This is a genomic window from Odoribacter sp., from assembly GCF_985060555.1.
This window is the reverse complement of the sequence record NZ_CFKYFN010000027.1, coordinates 1-25,028: the sequence shown is the minus strand read 5'-3', so window position 1 is coordinate 25,028 and position 25,028 is coordinate 1. Positions and strand designations below refer to the sequence as shown.

Below are 25,028 nucleotides of genomic sequence, written 5' to 3'. Positions count from 1 at the left end.
ATTTCTGTTGTGTAGGAGCTAAAAAATCAGGTTTTGTAAATAATAGATGCCTATTCCGGCCAGAAATCCGGTTATGGCAATCCAGCTGATATGCCGCATATACCAGGTGAAACTGATTTTCTCGAGTCCCATCACTACTACTCCGGCGGCAGAGCCGATGATCAGAATACTTCCACCTGTTCCGGCACAATAAGCTAAAAGTTTCCAGAAATTCCCGTCACTGACAAAATTCAACAAATAGGCAGTTTCGGAAATACCTCCCGCTGTGGCCGGCGCTGTGAGCGGATACATGCCCATGGCAGCCGCTACTAAAGGTACATTGTCGATGACAGAAGAAAGAAATCCGATAATACCTGTAATGATATAGACATTATGAATACCCGAATTCAGTAAATCGGACAACTGGTGTAATAGGCCTATAGCTTCCAGGGCTGCGACCGCCATCAGGATACCGAAGAAAAATAAAATAGTAGAGAAATCTACTTTGGTCAGGACATCGGGAATCCGGTATTTCAGACCGGTCGAATCTGTTTTCTTCCGGTTATACAGGCAATCGGTGTAAAACCACAAAAAACCTAAGGTAAACAGTATGCCGGCAAAAGGGGGCAGGTCGGTCAGTGATTTAAAGATGGGAACCGCTAACAGACAAAGGATACCGATGATCAGGATACTTGTTTGCTCCTGTTTACCGAGGTAAAGGGAAGAAACGCCGGAAGTTGGGGAGGGGGTGGTTATGCTGTTGCTTTTCAATGAGTAAGAGACCAGCCATACCGGAATTGCCAGCGAGATAACACTGGGGAGAAACAGGCCTTTCATGATGTTACCTGAAGTAATGTTATCGTTGATCCAGAGCATGATTGTGGTGACATCCCCGATCGGGGTCCAGGCTCCCCCGGCATTGGCTGCAATAATGATGATACTGCCGAAAATCCAGCGTTCGCGTTGTTCCGACAATAGCTTTTGAATCAGCATCATCATGACGATAGCCGAGGTCATGTTATCCAGTACGGACGACATAAAAAAGGTGATAAAAGCTACGAGCCATAACAGCTTCTTTTTGTTTTTTGTTTTTACAGACCGGGTGATTCCGTCGAAACCCTGGTGAACATCGATCGTCTCTACAATAGTTAAAGCGCCGATCAGATAGAATAGGATTTCGGAGATATTGCCTAAATGATCGATAATTTCCCAATTAAGAATATATTCACGTACCTGGGCAAGCGGGGAGAGATGCTCATAGGCCGGATGCTGGTGTATGAAATTTTGAAAAGCGGCCGGATCCGCCCCTACGATGATTTGCGGACCGGAAAAGATATACATGACCCATAAGAGGATCCCCAACAGAAGAGCTATTGCCGTTTTATTAATACCGGTCTGATGTTCGAGCGCGATGAAAATATATCCGATGACGAACATCACGATCATTGCTGTTAACATGTTGAAAATTTTAGCGTTTACCCTTGCTTGTACGTTTATTGTTCCGGAAGTGTTTATCCATTTTTTTTGTAATTTTTGTCTCAGGGCAATCATCCTGTTGAAGAAATGCGTATATTTGCACAAAATTCGGGTTGATGAAACGGTTTGTTATATGTCTATTGTTTTTGTTTACAGTTGTGTGGAGTTGGAACACAATGGTGAATTATTTTGGCCCGGAGAATTTGGTTGCAGAAAAGATGACTGGCTCTGATGACAAGGTGGTTCAAAAGTTAGACGAGGTGATCAGTGCCTTGATGGAAGCGAATCATTTTACGAACCTTTCGGTACAGCCTACCCTTAGCTTTACTTCTAATATTGCCAGACGGTATCGGCCGGGTGGTTTTACTTTCGACAAATTTATGGAGTATCAGCTTGAAGAGCGGGAAATGTTGCTGAAAAATCATTTAAAAACAACTTTCTTTTTCTCGCAGGAATATGCGGCCAGGCAAAAATATGCCGGCTATTATATCTTTTCCCTGCGTAAAATCATTATTTAATTGCTTTGTTTATATACTGTCGGTTCACTGATCATTTAATCGTTGGTTCGTTTGATTGACCGGAGGATCGGTATTGTTGTGTGCGTGGATCGACAGGAAACGGACCGATGAATAAAACAATTTAAAAATGAGAAAATTATGGGAAAGTTCAAAAAACTTCAGGAAGATATAGAAAATGTTACTAATAAAGAAGTAGTAAAACAAACCCGGATTTCCGGTGTAGCGACTATTGTGTTAATTATTTCGGTGGCATGTGCCATCGGTGGTATGAGTTTTGAAGATCCGAATTCTTCTATGCCGACATTTCTGTTTACCGCTTCGGCTTTGTTGTTTCTAAGTGGAGTCATTAAATTGTTGGTCGATCGTAGTTGCTATATGTTCAAACCGACCAAAAGTAAACTGAAAACGATGACCATGTATTTCGATGTGCATGAAAGTGACAATCTACAGGATTGTATGGAAATGAAGCGGTTTGAAGATCTGAAAAAAATGAAACGGGAAAAAGATACCGGTGTGAAAGTGGAGGCAATGATTGCTGACGATCAAAAATTTGCCGCAGTACAGATTTCAGAGTATATCCCTTATTCCTATGAGGCGGTGACTCCTGTTATGTGTTATTATGGCGAAGAAGCGCGGCTGCTGGCTTCCTATCTGAAAGTATCTTAATGATAGACACCCCTCTGAAGAGAATTTCTTACTTGCCAGAGGGGTGAAGTTTATCTATGTCTTTGTATTATTTTTTCAGTTTGGGGAGTAGTGCGGAAAGGGTAGTCAGTAATTCTTGTTGCATTCTGAATAGTTTTTCCAAATCTTTGTGAAGGTTCATATACTGGTCGTCTCTGGTTTGGAACATCAGCCGGATTTCCTCTACAGCTGCTTCCACACTGTTTGGGGCCGGAGTCTTTTTAGGGGAAGTTTCATCATGGGGTGTGCTGACCATATTTTGTCCTGTCCGTATCCATTCTTCGGAAATTCCCAAATAGTTACGAAATAATTCCCACTTGATTCCATCGGGTTTCGTCTTGCCTGTCAGATAATTGGATATAGTCGAGGCGGAGAGGTTCAGATCGTGTGCGATCCGGTATTTAGAAATCTTTCTGGTTTCTAAATATTCCTGCAACCTTTCTTGTTGTTCCGGCGAAAGTTTTTCCATACGAATCTTTTTTTGATATATATTGAAAATAATTCAAGATTTGCTTGTTTTTATTGCAGAATTGTACTATTTTTGCAAAATTGAATATACACAAATATAAGAAAATATTACCGGATTTTTATCTGTTTTGATAATTGTTTGGTAAAAGTAGTTTATTGTTTAGTTTTCAATAAATTGTGGGAGTGTTTGCTGGAAGCAGAAAGAGCGGGGGCGTTGGAAAATAGGTCCGATTATAGGGTTTTGCTATCTGTTTGGAGGCTAAAAGAGGAGAGTTACTGAAATAGGGTGTGTTACAATATTGGAATATTGTTCTGCTTTATAATGTAAAATAGTGTTTAACTTTTTTTTAACCGCTTGCCAGACAGGAAAATATTGTAATCCATATTTTAAATTAATAGTTTTGTAACGCTTAGTTTGAATCTAAATAATAATGTAAATCATAAAGATTATGGCAGAAGAAAATGCAATTGAAAGAATAAGATGTGTGATCATCGGTTCAGGCCCTGCCGGCTATACTGCAGCTATTTATGCAGCCCGTGCGAATTTGAAACCGGTATTATATACAGGCTTACAGATGGGTGGACAGTTGACGACAACTACCGAAGTCGAGAATTTTCCCGGTTATCCGGAAGGAGTGACGGGTCCTGTTATGATGGAAGATATGCGTAAACAGGCAGAACGTTTCGGGACGGATATCCGTTTCGGTATCGTTACTGCCGTCGATTTTTCCGGGCATCCTCATAAACTGACGATCGACGATTGCAAGCAAATCGAGGCTGATACAGTGATCATCGCTACGGGAGCTTCGGCTAAATACCTGGGGCTTCCTACCGAAGAGAAATTCAGAGGTCTGGGAGTGAGTGCCTGTGCTACTTGTGACGGATTCTTTTACCGGGGTAAAGATGTGGCTGTCGTCGGTGGTGGTGATACTGCTTGCGAGGAGGCAACTTATCTGGCGGGTCTGTGCCGGAAAGTATATCTGATTGTCCGCAAAAACTATCTGAGAGCTTCTAAAGCTATGCAGCAACGGGTATTCAATACTGAAAACATCGAGGTGCTTTTCGAACACAATACGCTCGAACTTTACGGTTCGGATATGGGACTCGAAGGAGCACGTCTGGTGTATCGGAAAGGAGAACCGGAAGAATGTGAAAAGGACATTAAAATCGACGGATTCTTCCTGGCTATCGGTCATCATCCGAATTCCGAAGTATTCAGTAAGTATGTAAAGGTAGATGAACAAGGTTATATTATTACCGAAGGAGCTTCGACCCGTACCAATGTGCCGGGTGTGTTCGCTGCCGGAGATATCATGGATCCGGTTTATCGTCAGGGGATTGCCGCTGCAGGTTCTGGTTGCCGCGCTGCTATCGATGCCGAACGGTATATCGGTGAGTTGGAAAGTAAATAAAAATAAAACAGCCGTCTCACGACGGCTGTTTTATTTTATCGTAACCATTGTCGCTCCGTATCCATATTGTTTGAAAGAAGCATCCTGATGATGGTGGCGTTTGTATTTTGTCTGGAGTTCCCATAAAATGCGCTGCCGTAAGATACCGTCTCCTTTTCCATGAATAAAGATTATTTTTTGGCCTTTCCGTAGTTTGTATTCTTCCATGGTTTTCCGGAAAATTTCCAATTGATATTCCAGGATGTCTTTATTATTCATTCCGGCCGTTGTTTCGAGTAATTCATGGCAATGTAAATCTATCTCGACGATGTTACCGACAATCTGTTTTTGTGGCCGGGGAGTCGGGGCCGGTGTTGTGTCCTTTTTCTCGCGTATGGCCTGAGTGAGTTGTTTCTCATCGATTTCTTCGGTGGCAGGCAGATGTTCTTTATCCAAAGCACGGATGATGCAAATCGAATCAAACCAGCGGGTATGTTTATAAATACCGGATTTACAAAGATTGACGGTATTGATTTTTACTTCTGCTTCGATCGGAGTTCTGGGTGTCGTGGAACCTTTCTTGAAAAAGATAGCCTGGATATGAACGGCTTTTATACCGGCATCGATATCTTTTAACGAGTAGGTTCCTATCGGACAAGTGCTGTCCGGATTACAATTACCGGCACTGATACCGCTATATTTTTCCCCATGGCGAAAAGCGATCGAATAGAGACAAGTTTGCTGTGTATCGTTAACCAAAAATAGTTCATAGCGGGAATCCGGTAAATTGTTGAAATTATCGGGGACAATAGCGAAATACAACGTATCGCCCGATTCCATCGTTACCCCTTTTTGTACCTGAGTTACGGAACTACTATCCGGTTTAGAAGGAGTGAAATCAGAGTGGATGACGACCAGGTCACTTGTTGAAGCCGGTATTTCGAACCCATAGTCGTCGACAAAGATATTGACGGTTGTATTGTCTATGATGCCGGTTACTTTACCTTCCATTTTTTCTGAAATGAAACGTACGATATCACCTATCCTTATATTCATAGCTGTGTTATAAAATTAAAATGGGAAATAGCGGCATTATTTCAACACTTTGAAAGTCAACGGGCCAGAATCGTGATGGTCCGGACAATCGTGGTGTTGACAGGCTTCTCCGGAATCGGTGAGTGCGCCTTGTAACCAGGCATTGACTACTGCTTCGACACTGCCCGAACATCCCCGTATCACCCGGATATGGTGGTCTTCGAGCGTATGTTTGGCTCCTTCGCCCATATTGCCCGCGAGCATCAATTCAACACCTTTTTCTTCTAATACCGAGGCTATATTGGATTTGCATCCACATCCTTCCGGAGAAGCCTGAATTTCTGTACAGACAATCAGTTTGTCTTCACTGATTGTAAAAATCGTATAATACTCACAATGTCCGAAATGATCGTCGACGACATTATTTCTTGTCGGAATAGCTACTTTCATAAGATTCGATTTATAGGGACAAAGGTAGCTATTAATCCTCACCTTTCCCTTATTTTTCGGGGAGTTTTTTCAGACAGAAAAACCAATCGTAGCATCGGGTACCACTGGCAGGTTTGTCCATTCGTTCGTTTGCCGCATTGAACGAGCCCGGGGTAGGAGCGATCACTTCGTCTCCAGGACACCAGTCGGCCGGTAGGGCTACTCCATATTTATCGATGGTTTGCAAGCCGATAAGTACCCGTTTCAGTTCGTCGAAATTTCGTCCCAGAGCCAGCGGATAATAGATAATGGCCCGGATGATTCCTTGCGGATCGATGTAAAATACGGCACGGACAGCGTTGGTCGAGCTTTCCCGGGGTTGGATCATGCCGTATAAATGGGCTACTTCCATGGTCACATCGGCAATTAACGGAAATTGAACCTCAACATTTTTCTTTCCTTTGTACTCGATCTTTTCCCGGATGGTCCGCAACCAGGCAATATGACTGTATAAACCGTCGACAGAAAGTCCTATCAGTTGACAATTCAGCGCTTTGAATTCTTCCGTCATAGCTCCGAAAGTAACGAATTCGGAGGTACATACCGGAGTGAAATCGGAAGGATGACTGAAAAGAATAATCCATTTGCCGTTAAAGTCCAGAGGAAAATGAATTTTTCCTTGAGTAGTGACTGCATCGAATACCGGAGCCTGATCGCCGATCCGGGGCATCGGAATAGTTTCGTCTGTAAAATCCATGATGATACTGTTTTAAGTTGTTTGTAATACCTGAAATACGTTTTTTTCTGCCGAAAGGTTGGAAATAGTCGGATAACCTTTCTTTTGTGGTTGGCGTAAAATCTTGATAACGAAATGGTTTTTAATGAGAAGAAGCATGACTTTTAAAATTGTTGTTTTGAGTTTGATGTTAGGTATTTGGGGCTTGGATGCCCGGTCACAAAATGAAGAGCCGGACTTTTCGGGACAATCGGAAGATAGTCTGATGCAGGCTTTAGGAAATATACCGGCTTTCACTATATATAAAGATAATTATGTGGTGACCGGAACGAGTTTCACCGGTGGAAAAATTTCGAAATACAATTCGGATGCTAAATTTCAGATTAGCTTACGCCACCGGCTTTACCGTAAGTTATTGCCTTATCGGATTTATTTATTCCTGACGTATAGCCAGAAGTCTTTTTGGGATATTTACCGGAAATCGGCCCCTTTTGCGGACAATAATTATAACCCTTCTTTAGGGTTCGGACGTAATTTTATCGGGGAGGGAAGGATTAAAGGTATCGGGATGGTGCAGTTCGAGCATGAATCGAACGGGCGCGACAGTATTTGGTCGAGGAGTTGGAACCGGTTGACTTTTACCGGTATTTATCTGATGAATAAAAATTATACTTTTCAGGCCAAGGTTTGGATAGCTATGCAGGTAGCTAAAGAAAACAGACACCTGACCAGATATGCCGGAATCGGACATTTGGCAGCGACTTATGCCAGTGATAACGGACGTTTGTCCTGTTCGGCCTTAATGATAAAACGGGGTGGGTGGAATTGGAATGCGAATTGGCGTTTGGAGGTTGCCTATCGATTGTTCAGAGAAGATAACCAGTATTTATTTATGCAATTTTGTAATGGATATGGCGAAAGTATGATCGCCTACAATCAGTTCAGGCGTTACTTACGGTTTGGATTTGTGATCAAACCCCGCTCGGTGACTATATTTTAAAGGAAAGGTGTGTGATTAATTGTGATATTTTTGGGCGTAATCGTTTGAAATTATTAAATTAGCGGGTCGAAAAGTAATAAATATTAAATATATAATGAGATGACATTACAAGAATTCCAACAATCTATCCGGGAAGGTATTCCCGCGGAATTGCCTGCACCGAAACCTTATGATCCGGAGGTAAACCATGCACCGAAACGGAAGGATATCCTGACGAAAGAGGAAAAGAAACTCGCTATCCGGAATGCCTTACGCTATTTCGAACCGCGGCACCATGCTGTTTTGGCCCGTGAATTTGCAGAAGAATTAGAAAAATATGGCCGGATTTATATGTATCGGTTCCGGCCGGATTATGAAATGTACGCTCATAATATATACGATTATCCTCATAAATGTTTGCAAGCAGCTGCTATTATGCTGATGATCAACAATAATCTAGATAAGGCTGTTGCACAACATCCCCATGAGTTGATTACTTACGGAGGAAACGGTGCGGTATTCCAAAACTGGGCACAATATCGTCTGGCTATGAAATATTTGTCAGAAATGACCGACGAACAAACTCTGGTGATGTATTCCGGTCATCCGCTGGGATTGTTTCCTTCGCATAAAGATGCTCCCCGGGTTGTGGTCACCAATGGTATGGTCATTCCGAATTATTCGAAACAGGACGATTGGGAAAGGTTTAATGCTCTTGGTGTATCCCAATACGGACAAATGACTGCCGGATCGTATATGTATATCGGGCCGCAAGGAATCGTTCATGGTACTACCATCACGGTTTTAAATGCCGGTCGTAAGATTTCCAAACATGGTGAAGGTCTGGCGGGGAAGTTGTTCGTTACCGCAGGTTTGGGAGGTATGTCGGGAGCTCAGCCTAAAGCAGGAAATATTGCCGGTTGTGTAAGTATCACTGCCGAAATCAATCCGAAAGCTACCCATACCCGTTATTCACAGGGATGGGTAGATGAGGTGATCGATGATCTGGATGTGCTGATGAAACGGGTGCGGCAGGCGAAAGCTGAGAAACAGGTCGTTTCCATTGCTTACCAAGGGAATGTCGTCGATTTGTGGGAACGGCTGGCTGAGGAAGATATCGTGGTCGAGCTGGGATCCGACCAGACTTCTTTGCATAATCCCTGGGCAGGAGGATATTATCCTGTCGGTCTTTCTTTCGAAGAGAGCAAACAAATGATGGCCGAACAACCGGAATTATTTAAAGAGAAAGTACAGGAGTCCTTACGTCGCCATGTGGCTGCTATCAATAAATGTGTCGAACGGTTCGGAACTTATTTCTTTGATTACGGGAATGCATTTTTATTGGAGTCTTCCCGTGCCGGTGCCGATATCCTGAAGCCGAACGGCGACTTCAAGTATCCTTCTTATGTGCAGGATATTATGGGACCGATGTGTTTCGATTACGGTTTCGGTCCTTTCCGTTGGGTATGTACCAGCGGTGATCCGAAGGATTTGGCGAAGACCGATGAGTTGGCTGCTAAAGTACTGGAAGAGCTGGCTGCTCAGTCTCCGAAAGAAATTCAGCAACAGATGCATGACAATATACGCTGGATCAAAGCTGCTGCCGAAAACCATTTGGTGGTAGGTTCACAGGCTCGCATCCTTTACGCAGATGCTGAAGGAAGAATAAAGATTGCAGAAGCTTTTAACAAGGCGATCGAATGGGGAGAGATCTCTGCTCCTGTTGTGCTGGGACGTGATCACCACGATGTGTCCGGAACAGATTCACCTTACCGGGAGACTTCGAATATTTACGACGGATCGAAGTTTACGGCGGATATGGCCGTACAGAATGTGATCGGTGATTCTTTCAGAGGGGCTACCTGGGTGTCTTTGCATAATGGTGGTGGCGTCGGCTGGGGAGAAGTGATCAACGGAGGTTTCGGTATGTTGCTGGATGGCTCTGCCGATGCTGACAGACGCTTGAAAAATATGCTGTTCTGGGATGTGAATAACGGTATTTCCCGCCGGAGCTGGGCTCGGAACGAAGGTGCCGTATTTGCGATCAAACGGGCTATGGAGGCGAATCCGAATCTGAAAGTGACTTTACCGAATTACGCAGACGATCAGTTGGTGGAAAGTTTATTCTGATCCGATAGAATAGTCCGATAAGTAAAGAATTCTTTTATAGTTGGACGGTGCATATACAGTTTTTAACTGTTGGCACCGTTCATTTTTTATTCTTGATTTTCTTTGAAGGCCTTTCGGACCGGCTATCAATTGTCGAACCCGGGGCGTACGAATGTCCTGGCTTTAGGAAAATACTCGTCGGCATCGCTGCGTAATTGTTCCAATACTACCAATAGATGGGATATTTCTTTTTGATAAGCCGGACACAAAGGTTGTATTATTTTCCAGTTTTCAATCGAACGTTCCACCCCGATAAGAGCCACTTTGGCCGATCCATTATAGTCTTCTGTCGTTTTTGACTTATTGGCCGTATGGTAGTGATAACCGTATAATGCCCTTCGGATTTTGGCTTGAATCAAATCCGGATACCAGCCGACGACTTCTAAAGCCTCTTCCAGAAGTTCGTTTTTTTCTTTATCATTTATTATTTCGTAAAGCTGCTCCAGGCATTTATCGGCCCAATATTCGTAAATACTGCAAATTCGGAGGAGATCCGAAGATTCGAGTTTTTGGTAAACTTGCTCTCTTGGAGTCCCTTCGTAATCCTCTCCCCAAAACTCCCGGTCGATATTTTCCGAAGCATAAATGTCCTCGACATCTAATCCGCGTTCTTCAGCCAATTCATGTAATACTTCATAAGTAGATTCGAAGACTTCTTTCAGGCGTGCCCAAATACTTTCATCTTCCCGATGGCCTTCCCGTTCAAAATTGAAACCGCCTTTCTCCTCGATCTTTTTTCCCATTACAAAGCTCATACACCGCAACTGTTGTTCGCATTTTTCACACCAACGATCGCAATAATTATAAATACCAGGGATGAATCCGACATCCACAACTTTTTTAATTTTCTTTTTGGACACAATTATCTAAGATTGAGTTTTACAGACTTTTTTAGTCAAACTACCCTAATTCTTCAAAGATTCCGGACTATTTTACCAGAATACAGGGTACAAAGATAGTCTATATCAATAAAATAAAAAAAAATTTTGAAAACTTCATCAAATAATATGGTTAACCAGGCGATATCCCTCTGTATTATTCATTAAAAACTATTATTTTATAACCGTCGGAATGCTATTGATTACTATATCGCTTCTCTGATTCGGAGAATACATCCGATTGGAAGATTTGTATTTAAGGGGATTTTACTTTATTTTCGCGCCGGATTTCTGGTAAACATCCTGTTTATATATAAATGACGCTGGAGTAGGGTTTCGGTATCGCATGGGCAGGGCGGAAATGATTGTGCGTCGATTCGGGCAGGCGGTAAATCGCTTTCTTTTTTTCCGGAGAATGGACTGTCGGAGGGAAGCATATCCGACTTTGTAAAATTGAATAGTCGACAAGTTTATATTCGATACTATGTGGTTGTTACTGGCTTTTGTTTCTGCTACTTTGTTAGGATTGTACGATGTGGTGAAAAAAATTTCTTTAGAGAGGAATGCAGTTATACCGGTTCTCTTTTTGAATATTTTTTTCTGTTGTCTTCTTTTTTTACCGGTGGTCCTTTTATCTGCCTTGGCTCCTGACATGATGCGGAATACGTTGTTATTCTTACCGGCTATCGGAAGTGAAGGGCATTTTTTGTTATTTTTGAAAGCTGTGATCGTTTTGGCTTCCTGGATTTTCGCTTATTTTTCTTTGAAACATTTGCCTATTACGATTGCTTCACCGATCAAGGCTACCCAGCCTATTCTGACTTTACTGGGAGCTTTACTTGTTTTTGGAGAACGGTTGAACATTTGGCAATGGGCCGGAGTTTTAACTGCAGTAATTTCTTTGTTTTTGCTTTCCCGTTCAGGTAAGAAAGAGGGAATCCGGTTTGCGCATAATAAGTGGATTTATTTTATGATTCTTGCAGTCGTAACCGGTTCTGTGAGTGGGTTATACGATAAATATCTGATGACTTGTCTCGACCGGATGAATGTGCAGGTATGGTATAATTTTTACCAATTGGCTATAATGGGGGTTATTTTATTTACACTTTGGTATCCCGGAAGAAAAAAATCTACTCCTTTTCAATGGCGTAATACTATTCCTTTTATTTCTATTTTGTTGGTGCTGGCTGATTTTGTTTATTTCTATGCTTTAAGCTACGAAGACTCGATGATTTCTATTATTTCTTTAGTGCGCAGGAGTGGGGTGGTGGTTTCATTTATTGCCGGAGCGATCTGGTTTAAAGAGAGGAATTTGAAAGCTAAGTTTATAGACCTGCTTTTGGTTTTAGCCGGTATGTATCTGATTTATTTAGGAACTCGTTGATGGGCGGGAAAGTCAGTCTTTTCTAAGGAAGGAGAAATATTAAGGTAGACGGGCGGTAACTCCTGATACTGATTTTGGAATCTAGCCCGAAGGCTCCGGTCAGCATACAGAAAAAACGGCTAATCCGGATTGAAAAGCTGCCGGTCTGTTCAAAAAATTTTTGGAGCGACATCAGCGGTTTTACAAGCCCGGAGAAGTCGCTCCGAAGTACTTTGAAGATCGGCTCTTTATCGAAGAGGTTAGATAACTTCGGCAACGACAAATGTACTGCCACCGATGTAAATCATATCTTCGGAGGAGGCAGCTTGCCGGGCTGCTTCGTAAGCTGCTGCGACAGTGGGATAATATTCGCCTTGCAGGCCTGCTTGTCTTGCTTTTTGAGCAAGCTGTTGCTCCGGCATAGCCCGGGGAATGGAAGCTTTGCAGAAATAATACACCGCATCCTGAGGAAGGATATGTAATACGCTGTCGATGTCTTTGTCACTAACCATACCGATGACAAAATGAAGCTTTCGATACCGGCACTGTTTTAATTGTTGGGTGATCTCTGTCAGGCCATCGATATTGTGACCCGTGTCGCAAATGGTCAATGGCTGGTTGGAAAGGGTTTGCCAGCGTCCGAATAAACCGGTATTCGTCACTACCCGTTCGATACCTTGCCGGACTTGCTGGTCGCTGATCTTTAAGCCTGCTTGTTGTAAAACGGGTATAGTCTCCAGTACCGTAGGAATATTTTTTCGTTGATAGAGTCCTTTCAATTCACTGGTTAAATGATCGAAATGCCAACCGTTTTTCCGTGTCAGCTGGAAACTTCCGTCGATGTTAATCGTTGTCGTCCAGTTGTCACTTGCAAATTCGATCGGAGTTTCACAGGTTTGAGCTTTTTGCTCGAAAACAAAATCGTAGGTTTTGTCGCGCGTACCGATGACAACCGGAATACCGGGTTTTATGATTCCTGCTTTTTCGCTTGCAATTTTTTCGAGGGTGTTCCCCAGGAGTGCCATATGATCGAAGGAAATATTTGTAATAACAGAGGCTAAAGGAGTGATAATGTTCGTGGAATCGAGGCGTCCACCCAGTCCGACTTCGATCACTGCAATATCCACCTGGCTATCGGCGAAATACTTGAAAGCCATAGCTACCGTCATTTCGAAGAAAGACGGTTTTACCCGGGAGAATAAATCGGCGTGATGCCGGACAAAATCGATGACATATTGTTCACTGACCATTTCTCCGTTGATTTTAATCCTTTCCCGGAAATCTTTTAAATGAGGGGAAGTATACAGGCCGGTTTTATATCCGGCTTGCTGTAATATAGAAGCCAGCATGTGGGATACCGATCCTTTGCCGTTCGTACCTGCCACATGAATCGTTTTGAAGTTTTTATGGGGATGTCTGAAATATTCATCCAATTGTAAAGTGTTGTCCAGGTTTGCTTTGTACGCAGCCTGACCTTCCCTTTGGTACATCGGGAGCTGGGCAAACAACCAATTTAAAGTTTCCTGATAATTCATGATTTGTTTTTTCAAAATTTCAAATGTTATTCCCGGACTTTTCATTTTTAGGTGAAGGTCTGAGAACAAGATGCAAAAGTACTAAACAAATGAAATTGCTTGTTGAAAATCCGGGATTTATTCTCTTTGCTGTGAAAAAAAAATTAATTTTGCAGGTTATAAATAGATTATTTATGAAAGCTGATATAAATGTACCTATACCTGTCTTGAGACGTATGCCTTCTTATCTTTCTTTTGTAAAGACTTTACAAAAGCAGGGAGAGAAGTACGTGTCTTCTACCCGGATAGCTGAATATATGGAAATCGATTCGACTCAGGTGACGAAGGATCTTTCCCATACCGGTATTTCGGGTAAAACACGGGTTGGATACGAGGTGGACAGTTTTGTGCGGATTCTGGAAGATTTTTTGGGTTTTAGCCGGGTGGACGGAGCATTTTTGGTCGGAGCCGGTTCGTTGGGGAGCGCTTTGCTGCAAGATAAAGGATTGTCTGCTTTCGGGTTACAGATAGAGGCTGCCTTCGATACGGATAAAACGAAGATCGGTACAAAAGTCAATGATATCGAAATATTTCATATCGATCAATTCCGTGCTATGGCTGCCGAACGGAAAGTGGTGATCGGTATTATTACCGTCCCCGCCGAACATGCACAGAATGTAGCCGACTTGATGGTCGCCTGGGGAATTAAAGCCATCTGGAATTTTACTCCTGCCCGCATAAAGGTCCCTACGCATATTGTCGTGCAAAATACCACCATCTATATGAACCTCGCTATCTTGTTCAATAAATTGTACAACGATAAGGGGGAAAAAAAGTAAAAGGTTAAAAGCTAAAGCCTATCGTCTTTAACTTTTTACTTTTACCTTTTTACCTTTTACTTTTTTTCTTATCTTTGCACCTTATTAAAAATAAGCTGCGTACGTAGCGTAGTAATAAAATAAACGACTATGATAAAAATTAAATTTCCGGATGGAAATGTAAAAGAATTTGAGTCAGGTGTGACCGGCTTGGATATTGCCCGGGGAATTAGTTCCAAACTGGCTAAGGAAGTGTTGTCCATATCTGTGAATGGGGAAATTTGGGATTTGACACGTCCTATTACAGCAGATGCTGAAATTAAATTATTTACCTGGGATGATCAGGAAGGAAAACATGCTTTCTGGCATTCTTCGGCCCACTTGATGGCAGAAGCCCTGCAACAATTATACCCGAATACCAAATTCGGTATCGGACCGGCTATCGAAAACGGATTTTACTATGATATCGATCCGGGAGAAGGGGTCGTTTTGACCGACAAAGATCTGGAAACCATCGAGAAGAAAATGCTTGAATTGGCGCGCCAGAAAGAAGAGTATTGCCGTATCAATGTGAGCAAGCAAGAAGCACTGGAGCATTTCAACAGTATCAACGAAACTTATAAAGTGGAGTTAATCAACGATTTGGAAGACGGTAAGATTACTTATTATCGTCAGGGCTCCTTTACCGATCTTTGCCGTGGTCCGCACTTACCGGATACTTCTTATATTAAGGCTATAAAACTGACCGGTTTAGCCGGTGCTTACTGGAGAGGGAACGAGCATAATAAAATGTTGACCCGTATCTACGGTATCACTTTCCCGAAACAGAAAATGCTGGACGAATGGCTGGTATTGATGGAAGAGGCGAAGCAACGGGATCACCGGAAGATCGGTAAAGAAATGGAATTGTTTACTTTTTCCCAAGCTGTGGGGGCCGGTTTACCGATGTGGTTGCCGAAAGGAGCTATGTTGCGCGACCGTTTGGAGGGATTTTTGCGGAAAGTACAGAAGAAATACGGTTACCAGCAAGTCATTACCCCACATATCGGGAATGTGAATCTGTATAAGACTTCCGGACATTACCAGAAATACGGAAAAGATAGTTTTCAGGTGATTACGACTCCTCAGGAAGGTGAAGAGTTTATGTTGAAACCGATGAACTGTCCTCACCATTGCGAGATTTATAAATTCAAGCCCCGTTCTTATAAAGATCTGCCACTGCGTTTTGCTGAATTCGGTACGGTGTATCGTTACGAGCAGAGCGGAGAGTTGCATGGTTTGACCCGGGTACGTGGATTTACGCAGGACGATGCTCACTTATTCTGTACGCCCGATCAGTTGAAAGAAGAGTTTAAAAAAGTAATCGATATTATTTTTACTATCTTTAAGGCGCTGGATTTCAAAGATTTTACTGCTCAGGTATCTTTACGTGATCCGAAGAATACAGAGAAGTATATCGGTACGGATGAGAACTGGGAAAAAGCGGAACGTGCCATCATCGAAGCGGCTGAAGAAAAAGGCCTGAAGACGACTGTCGAATTGGGCGAAGCTGCTTTCTACGGACCGAAGCTCGACTTTATGGTGAAAGATGCGATTGGACGGAAATGGCAATTGGGTACCATTCAGGTCGATTATAATCTGCCGGAACGTTTTGATCTGGAATATACCGGAGCTGATAACCTGAAACACCGGCCGGTGATGATCCATCGGGCACCTTTCGGAAGTATGGAGCGCTTTGTGGCTGTATTGATCGAGCATACCGGAGGAAAATTCCCCTTGTGGTTAGCGCCGGATCAGGTAGTTGTGATGCCGATCAGCGAAAAATTCAATGATTATGCCCAAAAACTTTCGGATTTGTTAAATAATTCCGATATTCGCACCGTTTTAGATGACCGGAATGAAAAAATAGGACGTAAAATCCGGGATAACGAATTGAAAAAAATTCCGTATCTATTGATTGTCGGAGAAAATGAGATGAACAACAACACCGTTTCTGTTCGTCGGCAGGGACAAGGGGATATGGGAACGATGTCTGTCGAAGACTTTATTTCGAAGATAAATGAAGAAGTAAATAGTCAGTTACAGACCATTTATAGTTATTGATAAACTAACTTAAGGAGGATTTAATATAGCAACAAGAATGGAATTCAGAGGCTCAAGAAATCAGGTTAATAAAGAACCTCAGCACAGAATTAATGAGTCAATCCGGGCTGCTCAAGTAAGAGTCGTCGGGGAAAATATCGAACCGGGCGTATACCCTTTACGTGAAGCTTTGGCGATGGCAGAAGCTGCCGGTATGGATTTGGTGGAGATCTCTCCGAACGCCGAGCCACCGGTGTGCCGGATTATTGATTACAGTAAATTCCTGTACCAACTGAAGAAAAAACAGAAGGAAATCAAAGCGAAAAGCGTGAAGGTCGTCGTTAAGGAGATTCGTTTCGGACCCCAGACCGATGATCATGATTTCAATTTTAAATTGAAACATGCGAAGGAATTTTTGCAGGAAGGTGCGAAGGTGAGGGCCTATGTATTCTTTAAGGGACGTTCGATTTTGTTTAAAGACCAGGGGGCCGATTTGTTGTCACGTTTCATCGCTGAACTGGAAGAATACGGAAAAGTGGAAGCTGCTCCGAAACTGGAAGGAAAGAAGATGATCGTGGTGTTGGCTCCGAAGAAATAATGCTCAGGATAGCGGTGAAAGCCGGATAGTTATATTTTTCTGAAACACAATTAAATTACGAGAAGATGCCAAAGATGAAGACAGTGAGTAGCGCGAAGAAGAGATTTACTCTTACCGCTACGGGGAAGATTAAAAGAAAACATGCTTTCAAAAGTCATATTTTGACGAAGAAAACAACAAAACAGAAACGTAATCTTACGCATGTTACTACAGTTGACGGACATAACCTGAAAGCTGTACGGAAGATGCTTGTTATGTAAGAATTACTAAGAAATTATTTTATTAACCGGAATGTTATGCCGTAAGTTTCTCCATAGAGTGAACGCTGACATTCGAAAAAAAGAAAATTATGCCAAGAGCTAAAAATGCCGTTGCTGCAAGAGCACGTAGAAAAAAGGTTTTAAAACAAACCAAAGGAAACTTTGGTGCCAGAAAAAATGTTTGGACGGTTGCCAAAAACACATATGAAAAAGGTTTGACATATGCGTTCCGTGACAGACGTAAAAAGAAATCAGAATTTAGAGCATTGTGGATTCAGAGAATTAATGCAGCTGTCCGTCTGGAAGGCCTGTCTTATTCTAAATTTATGGGTCTGATTCATAAAGCTGATGTAGACATGAACCGTAAAGTTCTGGCCGACCTGGCTATGAATCATCCGGAAGCTTTCAAAGCTGTAGTTGCAAAAGCAAAAGAATTTGCGAAGTAATGATAAACGAATATCCTGAGGGAAGGCTGCTGTGAAGCAGCCTTTTTCTGTTTATAGATTTTATAAGACAACTGTAACTTACTTGAAAAATAAATGTTAACTTTGACCCTATAAAGTCTTTTTGCTTTATCATGGGGTTTATAAATTTTAGAAACAAATATATGCGTATAGCTTTGTTGGGATATGGTAAGATGGGAAAAATGATCGAACGGATTGCCATAGAACGCGGACATGAGATTGTATTGATAGTAGACGAGAATAACCGGGCGGCTTGTACGGATGAACAACTGAAGCAGGCTGACGTCGCTATTGAATTTACGATGCCTGCTGTTGCCGTTGAAAATTATAAATGGTGTTTCGATAACGGCGTTCCGGTGGTTTCCGGGACAACCGGTTGGCTGGAAAGATGGGATGAGGTGGTGGCTTGTTGCCGGGAACAACAAGGTGGATTTTTCTATGCCTCGAATTTCAGTATCGGGGTGAATATTTTCTTTCAGCTCAATAAATACCTGGCTAAGATGATGAACGGATTTAACGACTATAAGGTATTTATCGAAGAAACGCATCATATACATAAACTGGATGCCCCTAGCGGTACAGCGATTACAATCGCCGAAGGAATTTTAGGTAACCACGACGGTTATCGTTCCTGGCAATTGAACGAAGGGAGACAAATGCCGGCAGATGTATTGCCTGTAACGGCCAGGCGTATCGGTGAAGTGCCCGGGATTCATGCTGTAACTTATAAATCGGAGGTCGACGAAATAGAAATCCGGCATTCGGCTGTATCACGTGAAGGTTTTGCCCGGGGAGCTGTGCTGGCTGCTGAATTTCTGAAAGGGAAAAACGGTGTGTTGGGAATGGAAGATATGTTGAAATTTTAATGGGGAAAATAATTATCATATGAAAAATATTTTGACGAATAAATGGTTTAAATTCAGCCTTGTCCTGATTATCTACCTGTTGTGGGCTTATTGGGTTGGGAGCTGGTGGTTGTTGATCCTGGTGCCGGTGATTTTCGATATCTACATCACAAAGAAAGTACATTGGGCGTTTTGGAAAAAGAAAGGCGTAGAGAAACAAACCAAAACGGTTGAATGGATCGATGCTTTGATTTTTGCGGTCGTGGCAGCTACCTTGATCCGTATGTTCTTTTTTGAAGCCTATACGATTCCGACTTCCTCTATGGAGAAGAGTATGTTGGTGGGTGATTACCTGTTTGTCAGCAAAGTAGCCTACGGACCTAAGTTGCCTAATACCCCTTTAGCCGTTCCTTTCACACACCATACGCTGCCTTTTACCCAAAAGACAAAAGCTTATTCGGAAGCCATTCAATGGCCCTACAAACGGATTGCGGGGACGACTGAAATCAAACGAAACGATATTATCGTATTTAATTTTCCGGCCGGAGATACCTTGATCGTAGGATCTGAAAATCCCGATTATTATAGCCAGATTCGTACGAATGCCCGGATTTTTCAGGCACAGGATCCCGGATTATCCCGGGAACAGGCCGAGAAGCTGGTGAGAGAAAAAATGTGGGAACGATTTGAGATCACTACCCGCCCTGTCGATAAGCGGGAGAATTATATCAAACGGGGCGTCGGAATGCCCGGGGATATTCTGGAGTTGAAAGACGCTCAGTTGTATGTCAATGGAAAAATGTCCGATAATCCTGAAAACCTGCAGTACAGGTATGAGGTGAGAACCAATGGTACCCCCTTGAATCGGATGAAACTTCAGGATATCGGATTGTCGCTGGAAGATATCGGTATTCCTTCTACAGTGAACTATTTCCCGTTGACCTTGGAAATGGTGGAGAAATTGAAAAAATTCCCCAATGTGGTCGAAATTAACCGAACCAAAGAGGTGAGCCCTAATCCGGATATTTTTCCTTTCGATACCTTGAATTATCCTTGGAATGTAGATAATTTCGGACCTTTGTATGTGCCTAAAAAAGGAGATAAAGTGGAGTTGAATATGAAGACCTTGCCTTTGTATGCAAGGATCATCGGTACTTACGAAGAAAACGATTTACAGGTAAAAGATTCTGTTATTTATATCAACGGTGAGGTAGCGGATAGTTATACCTTTAAGATGAATTATTACTGGATGATGGGAGATAACCGGCATAGTTCGGCAGATTCCCGCTACTGGGGATTCGTGCCGGAAGATCACGTAGTCGGAAAAGCTTATTTTATTTGGTTATCCTTGGATAAAGATAAATCATTTTTCGACAAGATCCGGTGGAAGCGGATGTTCCGGTTTATTCATTGACGGAAAGAAAATGAATGAAACAGTAACAATCGATCAAACTTTTTTGCGCATATGAAATTAGAATTTATCGATTGTTACTGTTTTTTGTTGTCACAGTTGCAATGGGAAAAATTGGTTCTTTTTCAAAAAGAAAATAGGCAGGAAAAAGAATATAAAGTTAATTAAGATGAATTCTGATAAAAGGAATCGTAAAAAATCAGATTGAAAGGATATTTATGTATTTTTATTCGTATCTTACCATAAATTTCTAAATTCATACAACAATGACTGCAAACGAAAAAAAGACATTTGTGTTGGATACGAACGTTATTCTGCACGATTACCGTTCTATTTATAATTTTACCAATAATGATATCGTCATCCCCATAGTAGTTTTGGAAGAACTGGATAAATTTAAGAAAGGGAATGACCTGATCAATTTTCATGCCCGTGAATTTGCCCGTGAGTTGGATAAAATTTCCGAAAAGGATTTTTTTGATAAAGGGGCAGCTTTAGGGAAAGGACGGGGAAGACTATTTATTCAGCCGGGAGTGAAATTTTCTCAAAAAATGAAGGATTCCTTCAGTGATGATACTCCGGATCACCGTATACTCGCTGTAACAGAGTATATCAGTGAAAAAATGAAGGGACAAAAGGTGATTCTGGTGACTAAAGATATGAATCTGAGGATGAAAGCCCGTTCGTTGGGATTGCAGGCCGAAGATTATAAAACGGATCAGGTGGAGGATCTGGATTTTGCAATCAACCGTAGTGTCCGGGAAATCGAAGGGATAGATACAGAAGTGATCAACAGGATTTATGAAAATGCAAATGGGGTAGAGGTGGAACAAGTGTTTCCGAAGCAAGAGCTCAAAGGCAATAATTATTACGTTTTGAAGAATGGGAATGCTTCGGTTCTGGCTTGTTATGATCCGGTAAGAAGAGTGATCCGGAAAGTGGAAAAACCGAATGTGTTCGGTATTTATCCCAAAAATGCAGAGCAGGCTTTTGCGGTAGATGCTTTATTGAATCCTAACATACAATTGGTGGCGATCAGTGGAAAGGCAGGTACCGGAAAAACTTTATTGGCACTGGCTTCGGCTTTACAGCAGAATAAACAGTATGAATTTATTTATTTAGCCCGTCCGATCGTCGCTTTATCGAGTAAAGACCTGGGCTTTCTCCCCGGTGATGTCAACGAAAAGGTAGATCCGTATATGCAGCCTTTATATGATAATCTGGGTTTTATCAAGCGGCGGTTTAATATCCATGGGGCTGAAAATCGCCTGATCGAAGAGATGCAGAAGGAACAGAAACTGATGATTTCTGCTTTGGCTTATATTCGGGGACGGAGTTTGTCGGATGTTTATTTTATTGTCGATGAGGCTCAGAATCTTACTCCCCATGAAGTAAAAACGATTATTACCCGGGCAGGCGAAGGTACGAAAATGGTATTTACCGGAGATATCGATCAGATCGATTCACCTTATCTGGATAAGAAGTCGAACGGACTGTCGCATTTGTTCGATAAAATGCAGGGACAGGATATTTTTGCCCATGTACATCTGGAAAAGGGAGAACGTAGCAAACTGGCAGACCTGGCGAGCGATCTTTTATAGGAAATAAAGAGCTGGAGCTTTGTTTCGTCGGTTTATCCCTGAACGGGAGGTTTAAATTGTGACTAGGAGAACTGCTTCTTCCGTATAGAAAAATTCGATGAAAATTGCTATCTTTGTCCTCAACTAATGAGAATAAAGATGAGCAAGAAAATGCAGTTCGACCGGGAAGATTATCTGAAAGCGAACCGAAAGCTATCCCGGGAAGAAGAGATCAAAACACACGGACGTCCGGTTCGGATCGGAGGAGTCCACAAATCGAAAAAGGTCTACGACCGCAAGCGGAGTAAGGCAGAGATGAAAAAGGCTCTGCCTTATTTTTTACTTGTTATTCAACTGGCGATTTCTGCTTCAGGGATAGGAAGACGGTAAGGTTCCGGTACAATTTCCCTTTCGCTGAAGAAAAAATGAATTTCTTTGAGGGCATTTTCGTCGCTGTCCGAGCCATGAATGGCATTCCGGGTTTTACTTTGTCCGAAAGTTTTCCGGATGCTGCCGATAGGGGCAGTCTGTGGATCTGTGTTTCCGATCAGGGTCCTGAATTCAGCAATGGCATTTTCTTTTTCAAGTACCATCACGACCACCGGACCGGAGGTCATAAAAAGGGACAGGTTCCTGAAAAAGGGACGCTGACTGTGTACCGCATAAAATTTGTTGGTGTCGGAGGTTGTAAGGCGAAGCATTTTTTGGGCAATGATCCGAAATCCGGCTTTCTCGATTAAGGTAATGATCTGTCCCGTGTAATGACAAGCTACAGCATCGGGTTTGATCATCGCAAAAGTACGTTTTTCCATATTGACTTTTTTTATTTATACGTGTGTGAGAAGAGGATAGGTTGAGATGGTCGGTAAGTAATTTTTTTGTAAATTTGAAAAGCCTATTAGTATATATAAAATAATCAGCTTATGAATGTATCCTATCTTTTTTTAGCTCCGGGTTTCGAGGAAATGGAAGCTATTGCTGTTGTCGATGTACTTCGTAGAGGAGGAGTAGATGTACGGACAGTATCTGTCGGGGGAGGCAAGGAAGTAACCAGCGCCCATCAGGTTACTCTCCGTGCAGATTTGTCATTGGAACAAATCCGACCGGAAGAGGCTGAATGCCTGATTTTCCCCGGAGGGATGCCGGGAGCCCAGAACCTTAGCGAATGTGAAAAATTGATGACGATCCTGCAACATCATTACGATCAGGGACGAATGGTTGCAGCTATTTGTGCCGCACCTGCTTTGGTATTGAGCCATTTGAAAACAAACAGAAAACTCCGGGTAACCTGCTATCCTGGATTCGAAAAATATGTACCCGATTTCGAAGTCGTGGCAGATGGAGTAGCCGTCGATGGGAATGTAATTACCGGGAAAGGTCCCGGATTTGCTATTCAATTCGGAGTAACTCTGTTGGAACAACTTCGTTCATCTGGGAAAGCGAAAGAAGTAGCTGCAGGAATGTTGCTGTGAGTGACGGGACGATAAAGCTGGTTTATAAGGTTGGTAAAGTCCCTGACTGAAATGGAACGTTTCAGTTACAGCGGTTGCATGAGTTACAAGGGTTGCAGCGGTTGAGTATTTATTCCTGAGCCTCTGAAACTTTTGTAACTTCTTTCCCAGCTTTTAATAACCGACCGTGAAACCTTCGCGATGGTGTCCAGGATGTTCGAGCTCGTTCAGCATAGCTACGGCAAAATCTTCAGTAGAAATGTGGCTTTCTCCTTTGGCATCGGTGAGAAGTTCGTCTTTGCCTATTCTGAAAATACCGGTGCGCTGGCCGGGGACCAGACTGGCAGAAGGACTTAAAAATACCCAATCCAATTCTTTTTCAGGCTGTAATAGTTGGGTATATACATCGGCTAGCCCTTTAACGCCGTTTAAAAGTTGTTCGGGGATTTCGCCACTATCTACCAGACGCAGACCGGGTGCAATATACAAACGGCCGGCGCCACCGACGATCAGCAGGCGGTTGATCTTTGCTTCCTTTACTCCTTGAAGGATGGAGCGGTAACCGCTTAATGTATCCTGATAAATATCCGGATTTTTCCATCCTGGATTGTAGGAGCTGATCACGGCATCCATTCCTTCTACCAGTTTTCTGACTTCTGCCGGATGGCTGACATCCCCTTTGACCACTTCGAGATGGTTATCATGAAGTGGTATTTTTTCGGGGTGGCGTACGATAGCTTTTACGTGAAGATTTCTTCCGAGTGCTTCTTGTAAGAGTACTGAACCGACATAACCGCTGGCTCCGATAATAGCAACATTTTTCATCATTGTTTTTTCCACTGTAACGGGAAAAAAGGAAGAAAGTTCGGGGTTACATAATAATGAAATTTCCCTTTGGAAATTTTCCGACCCACGAGCAAGCCCAATGTCCGGTTTGGTTGATTTCGAGGATACGGGAGAAAAAACCTTTTTCTCCAAGAAGCCTTTCGATACAAGCCCAGGCGGTATCGCGTTTGATGAAATCTAAAATTTCTTCCTCGATCCCGGATTGGTCTTCACCGGTTTCCTGCCCGATTTTATCCTCCAGGTCGCATAAAGCTTCGTAGACTTCATTGCCGATAGCCAGGCTGACTGCCTCGAATATGGCATCTATCTGTTCGTCTTTCAGCTGTTGCAGCGCTTTTTGTTCGATGAGCTCACTATTCTGGCCCCAAACTTCGAGCATTTGATGGCCATAAGTATCACAAGCTTCCCAAATCGTGTCGACAACCCAATATGTTTCAGAAGGTTCTCCGACCTGTTTAAGCCATCCGATGGTTTTTATTTCTTGTATAAATTGATCGATTATAGTCTGTTGTGATGAAGTCCAAAGCATATGAGTAAAAATTGATTTTGAGGCAAAGATAAGTAGAATAATTGAGAATGAATTTGCAAATGTGGTTTGTTGATAGCTATTTTTCTTGTGCAGCAGAGTGATTACCGATAAAATTAATAATTTTGTATGGCATTGGAATTTTCAATACGAAAAACAGGTAGAAGTGTAGCTAACACTTGAAAAGGGATCCGGGTAGCATTTGAAAAGTGTACCACCCGATAGGTTTTGTAAAGTTGGTTAAATTTGTTTATTTATCATATCTTGTGTTTCTTTTATTCAGTATGATTTTCCCGTCATGTTCAGTAGAATGGCCTTGTGCGTTAGCCTGTCTACCATTGCGGTAACGAGTACTTTGTCTGCAATAATCTCGTCCCATCTGTTGAATGCGAGATTTGTTGTAATGACGGTTGTTTTCTTGTCAGTTCGGAGTGACAGATGGTTGAACAACATCTCCGCTCCCGCCTTGTCACAAGAAACGTATCCGAACTCGTCGCAGATGACCATGTCGTATCGTTCGAACTTGTT

General features: G+C 42.5%; 26 protein-coding genes and 1 pseudogene. 16 read left to right on the top strand and 11 right to left on the bottom strand.

The genetic code is table 11. The annotated features are described in order from the left end of the window. Positions 1–18: 18 nt before the first annotated feature. Positions 19–1,437: a sodium:proton antiporter NhaD gene (nhaD, locus tag AC5RDS_RS03540; protein WP_118108105.1), complete on the bottom strand. Its 1,419-nt coding sequence runs from the start codon at positions 1,435–1,437 to the stop codon at positions 19–21. Between the two features lie 134 nt (positions 1,438–1,571). On the opposite strand from nhaD, the gene AC5RDS_RS03535 reads away from it, so the two are divergent. Together AC5RDS_RS03535 and AC5RDS_RS03530 are read left to right on the top strand one after the other, a co-directional pair. Next, positions 1,572–1,973 (top strand): DUF8440 family protein, encoded by a 402-nt coding sequence (locus AC5RDS_RS03535; RefSeq protein ID WP_013610726.1) that lies wholly within the window; start codon positions 1,572–1,574, stop codon positions 1,971–1,973. A gap of 138 nt (positions 1,974–2,111) precedes the next feature. Then, positions 2,112–2,639 (top strand): hypothetical protein, encoded by a 528-nt coding sequence (locus tag AC5RDS_RS03530; RefSeq protein WP_013610727.1) that lies wholly within the window; start codon positions 2,112–2,114, stop codon positions 2,637–2,639. Positions 2,640–2,706: 67 nt separating this feature from the next. Here AC5RDS_RS03530 and AC5RDS_RS03525 read toward each other — a convergent pair whose 3' ends face one another. Next, the gene (locus AC5RDS_RS03525) at positions 2,707–3,126 is read right to left on the bottom strand and encodes a helix-turn-helix domain-containing protein (protein ID WP_013610728.1); all 420 of its coding nucleotides are present in this window, start codon (positions 3,124–3,126) and stop codon (positions 2,707–2,709) included. 448 nt (positions 3,127–3,574) lie between these two features. Between AC5RDS_RS03525 and trxB the strand changes: the two genes are divergently transcribed. After that, positions 3,575–4,537 carry a thioredoxin-disulfide reductase gene (gene trxB / locus AC5RDS_RS03520; protein ID WP_118104148.1) on the top strand — a complete coding sequence of 321 codons (963 nt, stop codon included), beginning with the start codon at positions 3,575–3,577 and terminating at the stop codon, positions 4,535–4,537. A 30-nt stretch (positions 4,538–4,567) separates the two neighbouring features. Here trxB and AC5RDS_RS03515 read toward each other — a convergent pair whose 3' ends face one another. Genes AC5RDS_RS03515 through AC5RDS_RS03505 form a run of 3 tightly spaced genes read right to left on the bottom strand, consistent with a single transcriptional unit; the run spans position 4,568 to position 6,737 of the window. Continuing rightward, positions 4,568–5,572, bottom strand: a complete 1,005-nt coding sequence (locus tag AC5RDS_RS03515; RefSeq protein WP_013610730.1) for a DUF2027 domain-containing protein — start codon at positions 5,570–5,572, stop codon at positions 4,568–4,570. A 36-nt stretch (positions 5,573–5,608) separates the two neighbouring features. Then, complete coding sequence (locus tag AC5RDS_RS03510) at positions 5,609–6,001, bottom strand: NifB/NifX family molybdenum-iron cluster-binding protein (protein WP_013610731.1); 393 nt, start codon at positions 5,999–6,001, stop codon at positions 5,609–5,611. A gap of 49 nt (positions 6,002–6,050) precedes the next feature. Further along, on the bottom strand, positions 6,051–6,737 hold the full coding sequence (locus tag AC5RDS_RS03505) for a peroxiredoxin (protein ID WP_013610732.1): 687 nt from the start codon (positions 6,735–6,737) through the stop codon (positions 6,051–6,053). Between the two features lie 136 nt (positions 6,738–6,873). Here AC5RDS_RS03505 and AC5RDS_RS03500 point away from each other — a divergent pair, with 136 nt between their 5' ends. Continuing rightward, the gene (locus AC5RDS_RS03500) at positions 6,874–7,716 is read left to right on the top strand and encodes a phospholipase A (RefSeq protein WP_118104146.1); all 843 of its coding nucleotides are present in this window, start codon (positions 6,874–6,876) and stop codon (positions 7,714–7,716) included. Between the two features lie 99 nt (positions 7,717–7,815). Next, the gene (gene hutU, locus AC5RDS_RS03495) at positions 7,816–9,825 is read left to right on the top strand and encodes a urocanate hydratase (RefSeq protein WP_013610734.1); all 2,010 of its coding nucleotides are present in this window, start codon (positions 7,816–7,818) and stop codon (positions 9,823–9,825) included. Positions 9,826–9,950: 125 nt separating this feature from the next. On the opposite strand, the gene AC5RDS_RS03490 is transcribed toward hutU, so the two are convergent. Next, positions 9,951–10,724, bottom strand: coding sequence for a hypothetical protein (locus AC5RDS_RS03490; RefSeq protein WP_046402799.1), 774 nt, complete (start codon positions 10,722–10,724; stop codon positions 9,951–9,953). Between the two features lie 502 nt (positions 10,725–11,226). Between AC5RDS_RS03490 and AC5RDS_RS03485 the strand changes: the two genes are divergently transcribed. Beyond that, a complete protein-coding gene (locus AC5RDS_RS03485; RefSeq protein WP_013610736.1) occupies positions 11,227–12,126 on the top strand; it encodes a DMT family transporter in 900 nt (299 codons plus the stop codon). A 239-nt stretch (positions 12,127–12,365) separates the two neighbouring features. Here the strand turns inward: AC5RDS_RS03485 and AC5RDS_RS03480 are convergent, their stop codons facing one another. Continuing rightward, a complete protein-coding gene (locus tag AC5RDS_RS03480; protein ID WP_013610737.1) occupies positions 12,366–13,640 on the bottom strand; it encodes a bifunctional folylpolyglutamate synthase/dihydrofolate synthase in 1,275 nt (424 codons plus the stop codon). A gap of 173 nt (positions 13,641–13,813) precedes the next feature. Here AC5RDS_RS03480 and AC5RDS_RS03475 point away from each other — a divergent pair, with 173 nt between their 5' ends. The 9 genes and pseudogenes from AC5RDS_RS03475 (at position 13,814) to AC5RDS_RS03435 (ending at position 22,067) form a co-directional block, all read left to right on the top strand. Beyond that, a complete protein-coding gene (locus AC5RDS_RS03475; protein ID WP_013610738.1) occupies positions 13,814–14,458 on the top strand; it encodes a redox-sensing transcriptional repressor Rex in 645 nt (214 codons plus the stop codon). Between the two features lie 129 nt (positions 14,459–14,587). Continuing rightward, positions 14,588–16,540 carry a threonine--tRNA ligase gene (gene thrS, locus AC5RDS_RS03470; protein WP_013610739.1) on the top strand — a complete coding sequence of 651 codons (1,953 nt, stop codon included), beginning with the start codon at positions 14,588–14,590 and terminating at the stop codon, positions 16,538–16,540. Positions 16,541–16,577: 37 nt separating this feature from the next. Next, positions 16,578–17,114 (top strand): annotated as a pseudogene (gene infC, locus AC5RDS_RS03465) (translation initiation factor IF-3); the annotation flags it as partial. Positions 17,115–17,182: 68 nt separating this feature from the next. Next, positions 17,183–17,377 carry a 50S ribosomal protein L35 gene (rpmI, locus tag AC5RDS_RS03460; RefSeq protein WP_013610741.1) on the top strand — a complete coding sequence of 65 codons (195 nt, stop codon included), beginning with the start codon at positions 17,183–17,185 and terminating at the stop codon, positions 17,375–17,377. 89 nt (positions 17,378–17,466) lie between these two features. Then, positions 17,467–17,823, top strand: a complete 357-nt coding sequence (rplT, locus tag AC5RDS_RS03455; protein ID WP_013610742.1) for a 50S ribosomal protein L20 — start codon at positions 17,467–17,469, stop codon at positions 17,821–17,823. Between the two features lie 161 nt (positions 17,824–17,984). Continuing rightward, positions 17,985–18,707: a 4-hydroxy-tetrahydrodipicolinate reductase gene (gene dapB, locus AC5RDS_RS03450; protein WP_013610743.1), complete on the top strand. Its 723-nt coding sequence runs from the start codon at positions 17,985–17,987 to the stop codon at positions 18,705–18,707. Positions 18,708–18,726: 19 nt separating this feature from the next. Then, complete coding sequence (locus AC5RDS_RS03445) at positions 18,727–20,100, top strand: S26 family signal peptidase (RefSeq protein ID WP_013610744.1); 1,374 nt, start codon at positions 18,727–18,729, stop codon at positions 20,098–20,100. A 263-nt stretch (positions 20,101–20,363) separates the two neighbouring features. Beyond that, positions 20,364–21,698: a PhoH family protein gene (locus AC5RDS_RS03440; protein ID WP_013610745.1), complete on the top strand. Its 1,335-nt coding sequence runs from the start codon at positions 20,364–20,366 to the stop codon at positions 21,696–21,698. 138 nt (positions 21,699–21,836) lie between these two features. After that, positions 21,837–22,067: a hypothetical protein gene (locus AC5RDS_RS03435; RefSeq protein WP_118104192.1), complete on the top strand. Its 231-nt coding sequence runs from the start codon at positions 21,837–21,839 to the stop codon at positions 22,065–22,067. Here AC5RDS_RS03435 and ndk read toward each other — a convergent pair. Continuing rightward, the gene (gene ndk, locus AC5RDS_RS03430; RefSeq protein ID WP_046402801.1) at positions 22,028–22,489 is read right to left on the bottom strand and encodes a nucleoside-diphosphate kinase; all 462 of its coding nucleotides are present in this window, start codon (positions 22,487–22,489) and stop codon (positions 22,028–22,030) included. The two genes, AC5RDS_RS03435 and ndk, sit on opposite strands and share 40 nt — an antisense overlap. A gap of 111 nt (positions 22,490–22,600) precedes the next feature. Between ndk and AC5RDS_RS03425 the strand changes: the two genes are divergently transcribed. After that, entirely contained in the window at positions 22,601–23,149 is a 549-nt protein-coding gene (locus tag AC5RDS_RS03425) for a DJ-1 family glyoxalase III (RefSeq protein ID WP_046402803.1), read from the top strand. Positions 23,150–23,302: 153 nt separating this feature from the next. Here AC5RDS_RS03425 and AC5RDS_RS03420 read toward each other — a convergent pair whose 3' ends face one another. The 3 genes from AC5RDS_RS03420 to AC5RDS_RS03410 form a co-directional block, all read right to left on the bottom strand. Continuing rightward, positions 23,303–23,953: an NAD(P)-dependent oxidoreductase gene (locus AC5RDS_RS03420; RefSeq protein WP_046402831.1), complete on the bottom strand. Its 651-nt coding sequence runs from the start codon at positions 23,951–23,953 to the stop codon at positions 23,303–23,305. 46 nt (positions 23,954–23,999) lie between these two features. After that, entirely contained in the window at positions 24,000–24,503 is a 504-nt protein-coding gene (locus AC5RDS_RS03415) for a hypothetical protein (protein ID WP_046402805.1), read from the bottom strand. 276 nt (positions 24,504–24,779) lie between these two features. After that, positions 24,780–25,028, bottom strand: a 249-nt coding sequence (locus AC5RDS_RS03410) for an ATP-binding protein (RefSeq protein ID WP_494222209.1), incomplete at its 5' end; no start/stop codon positions are given.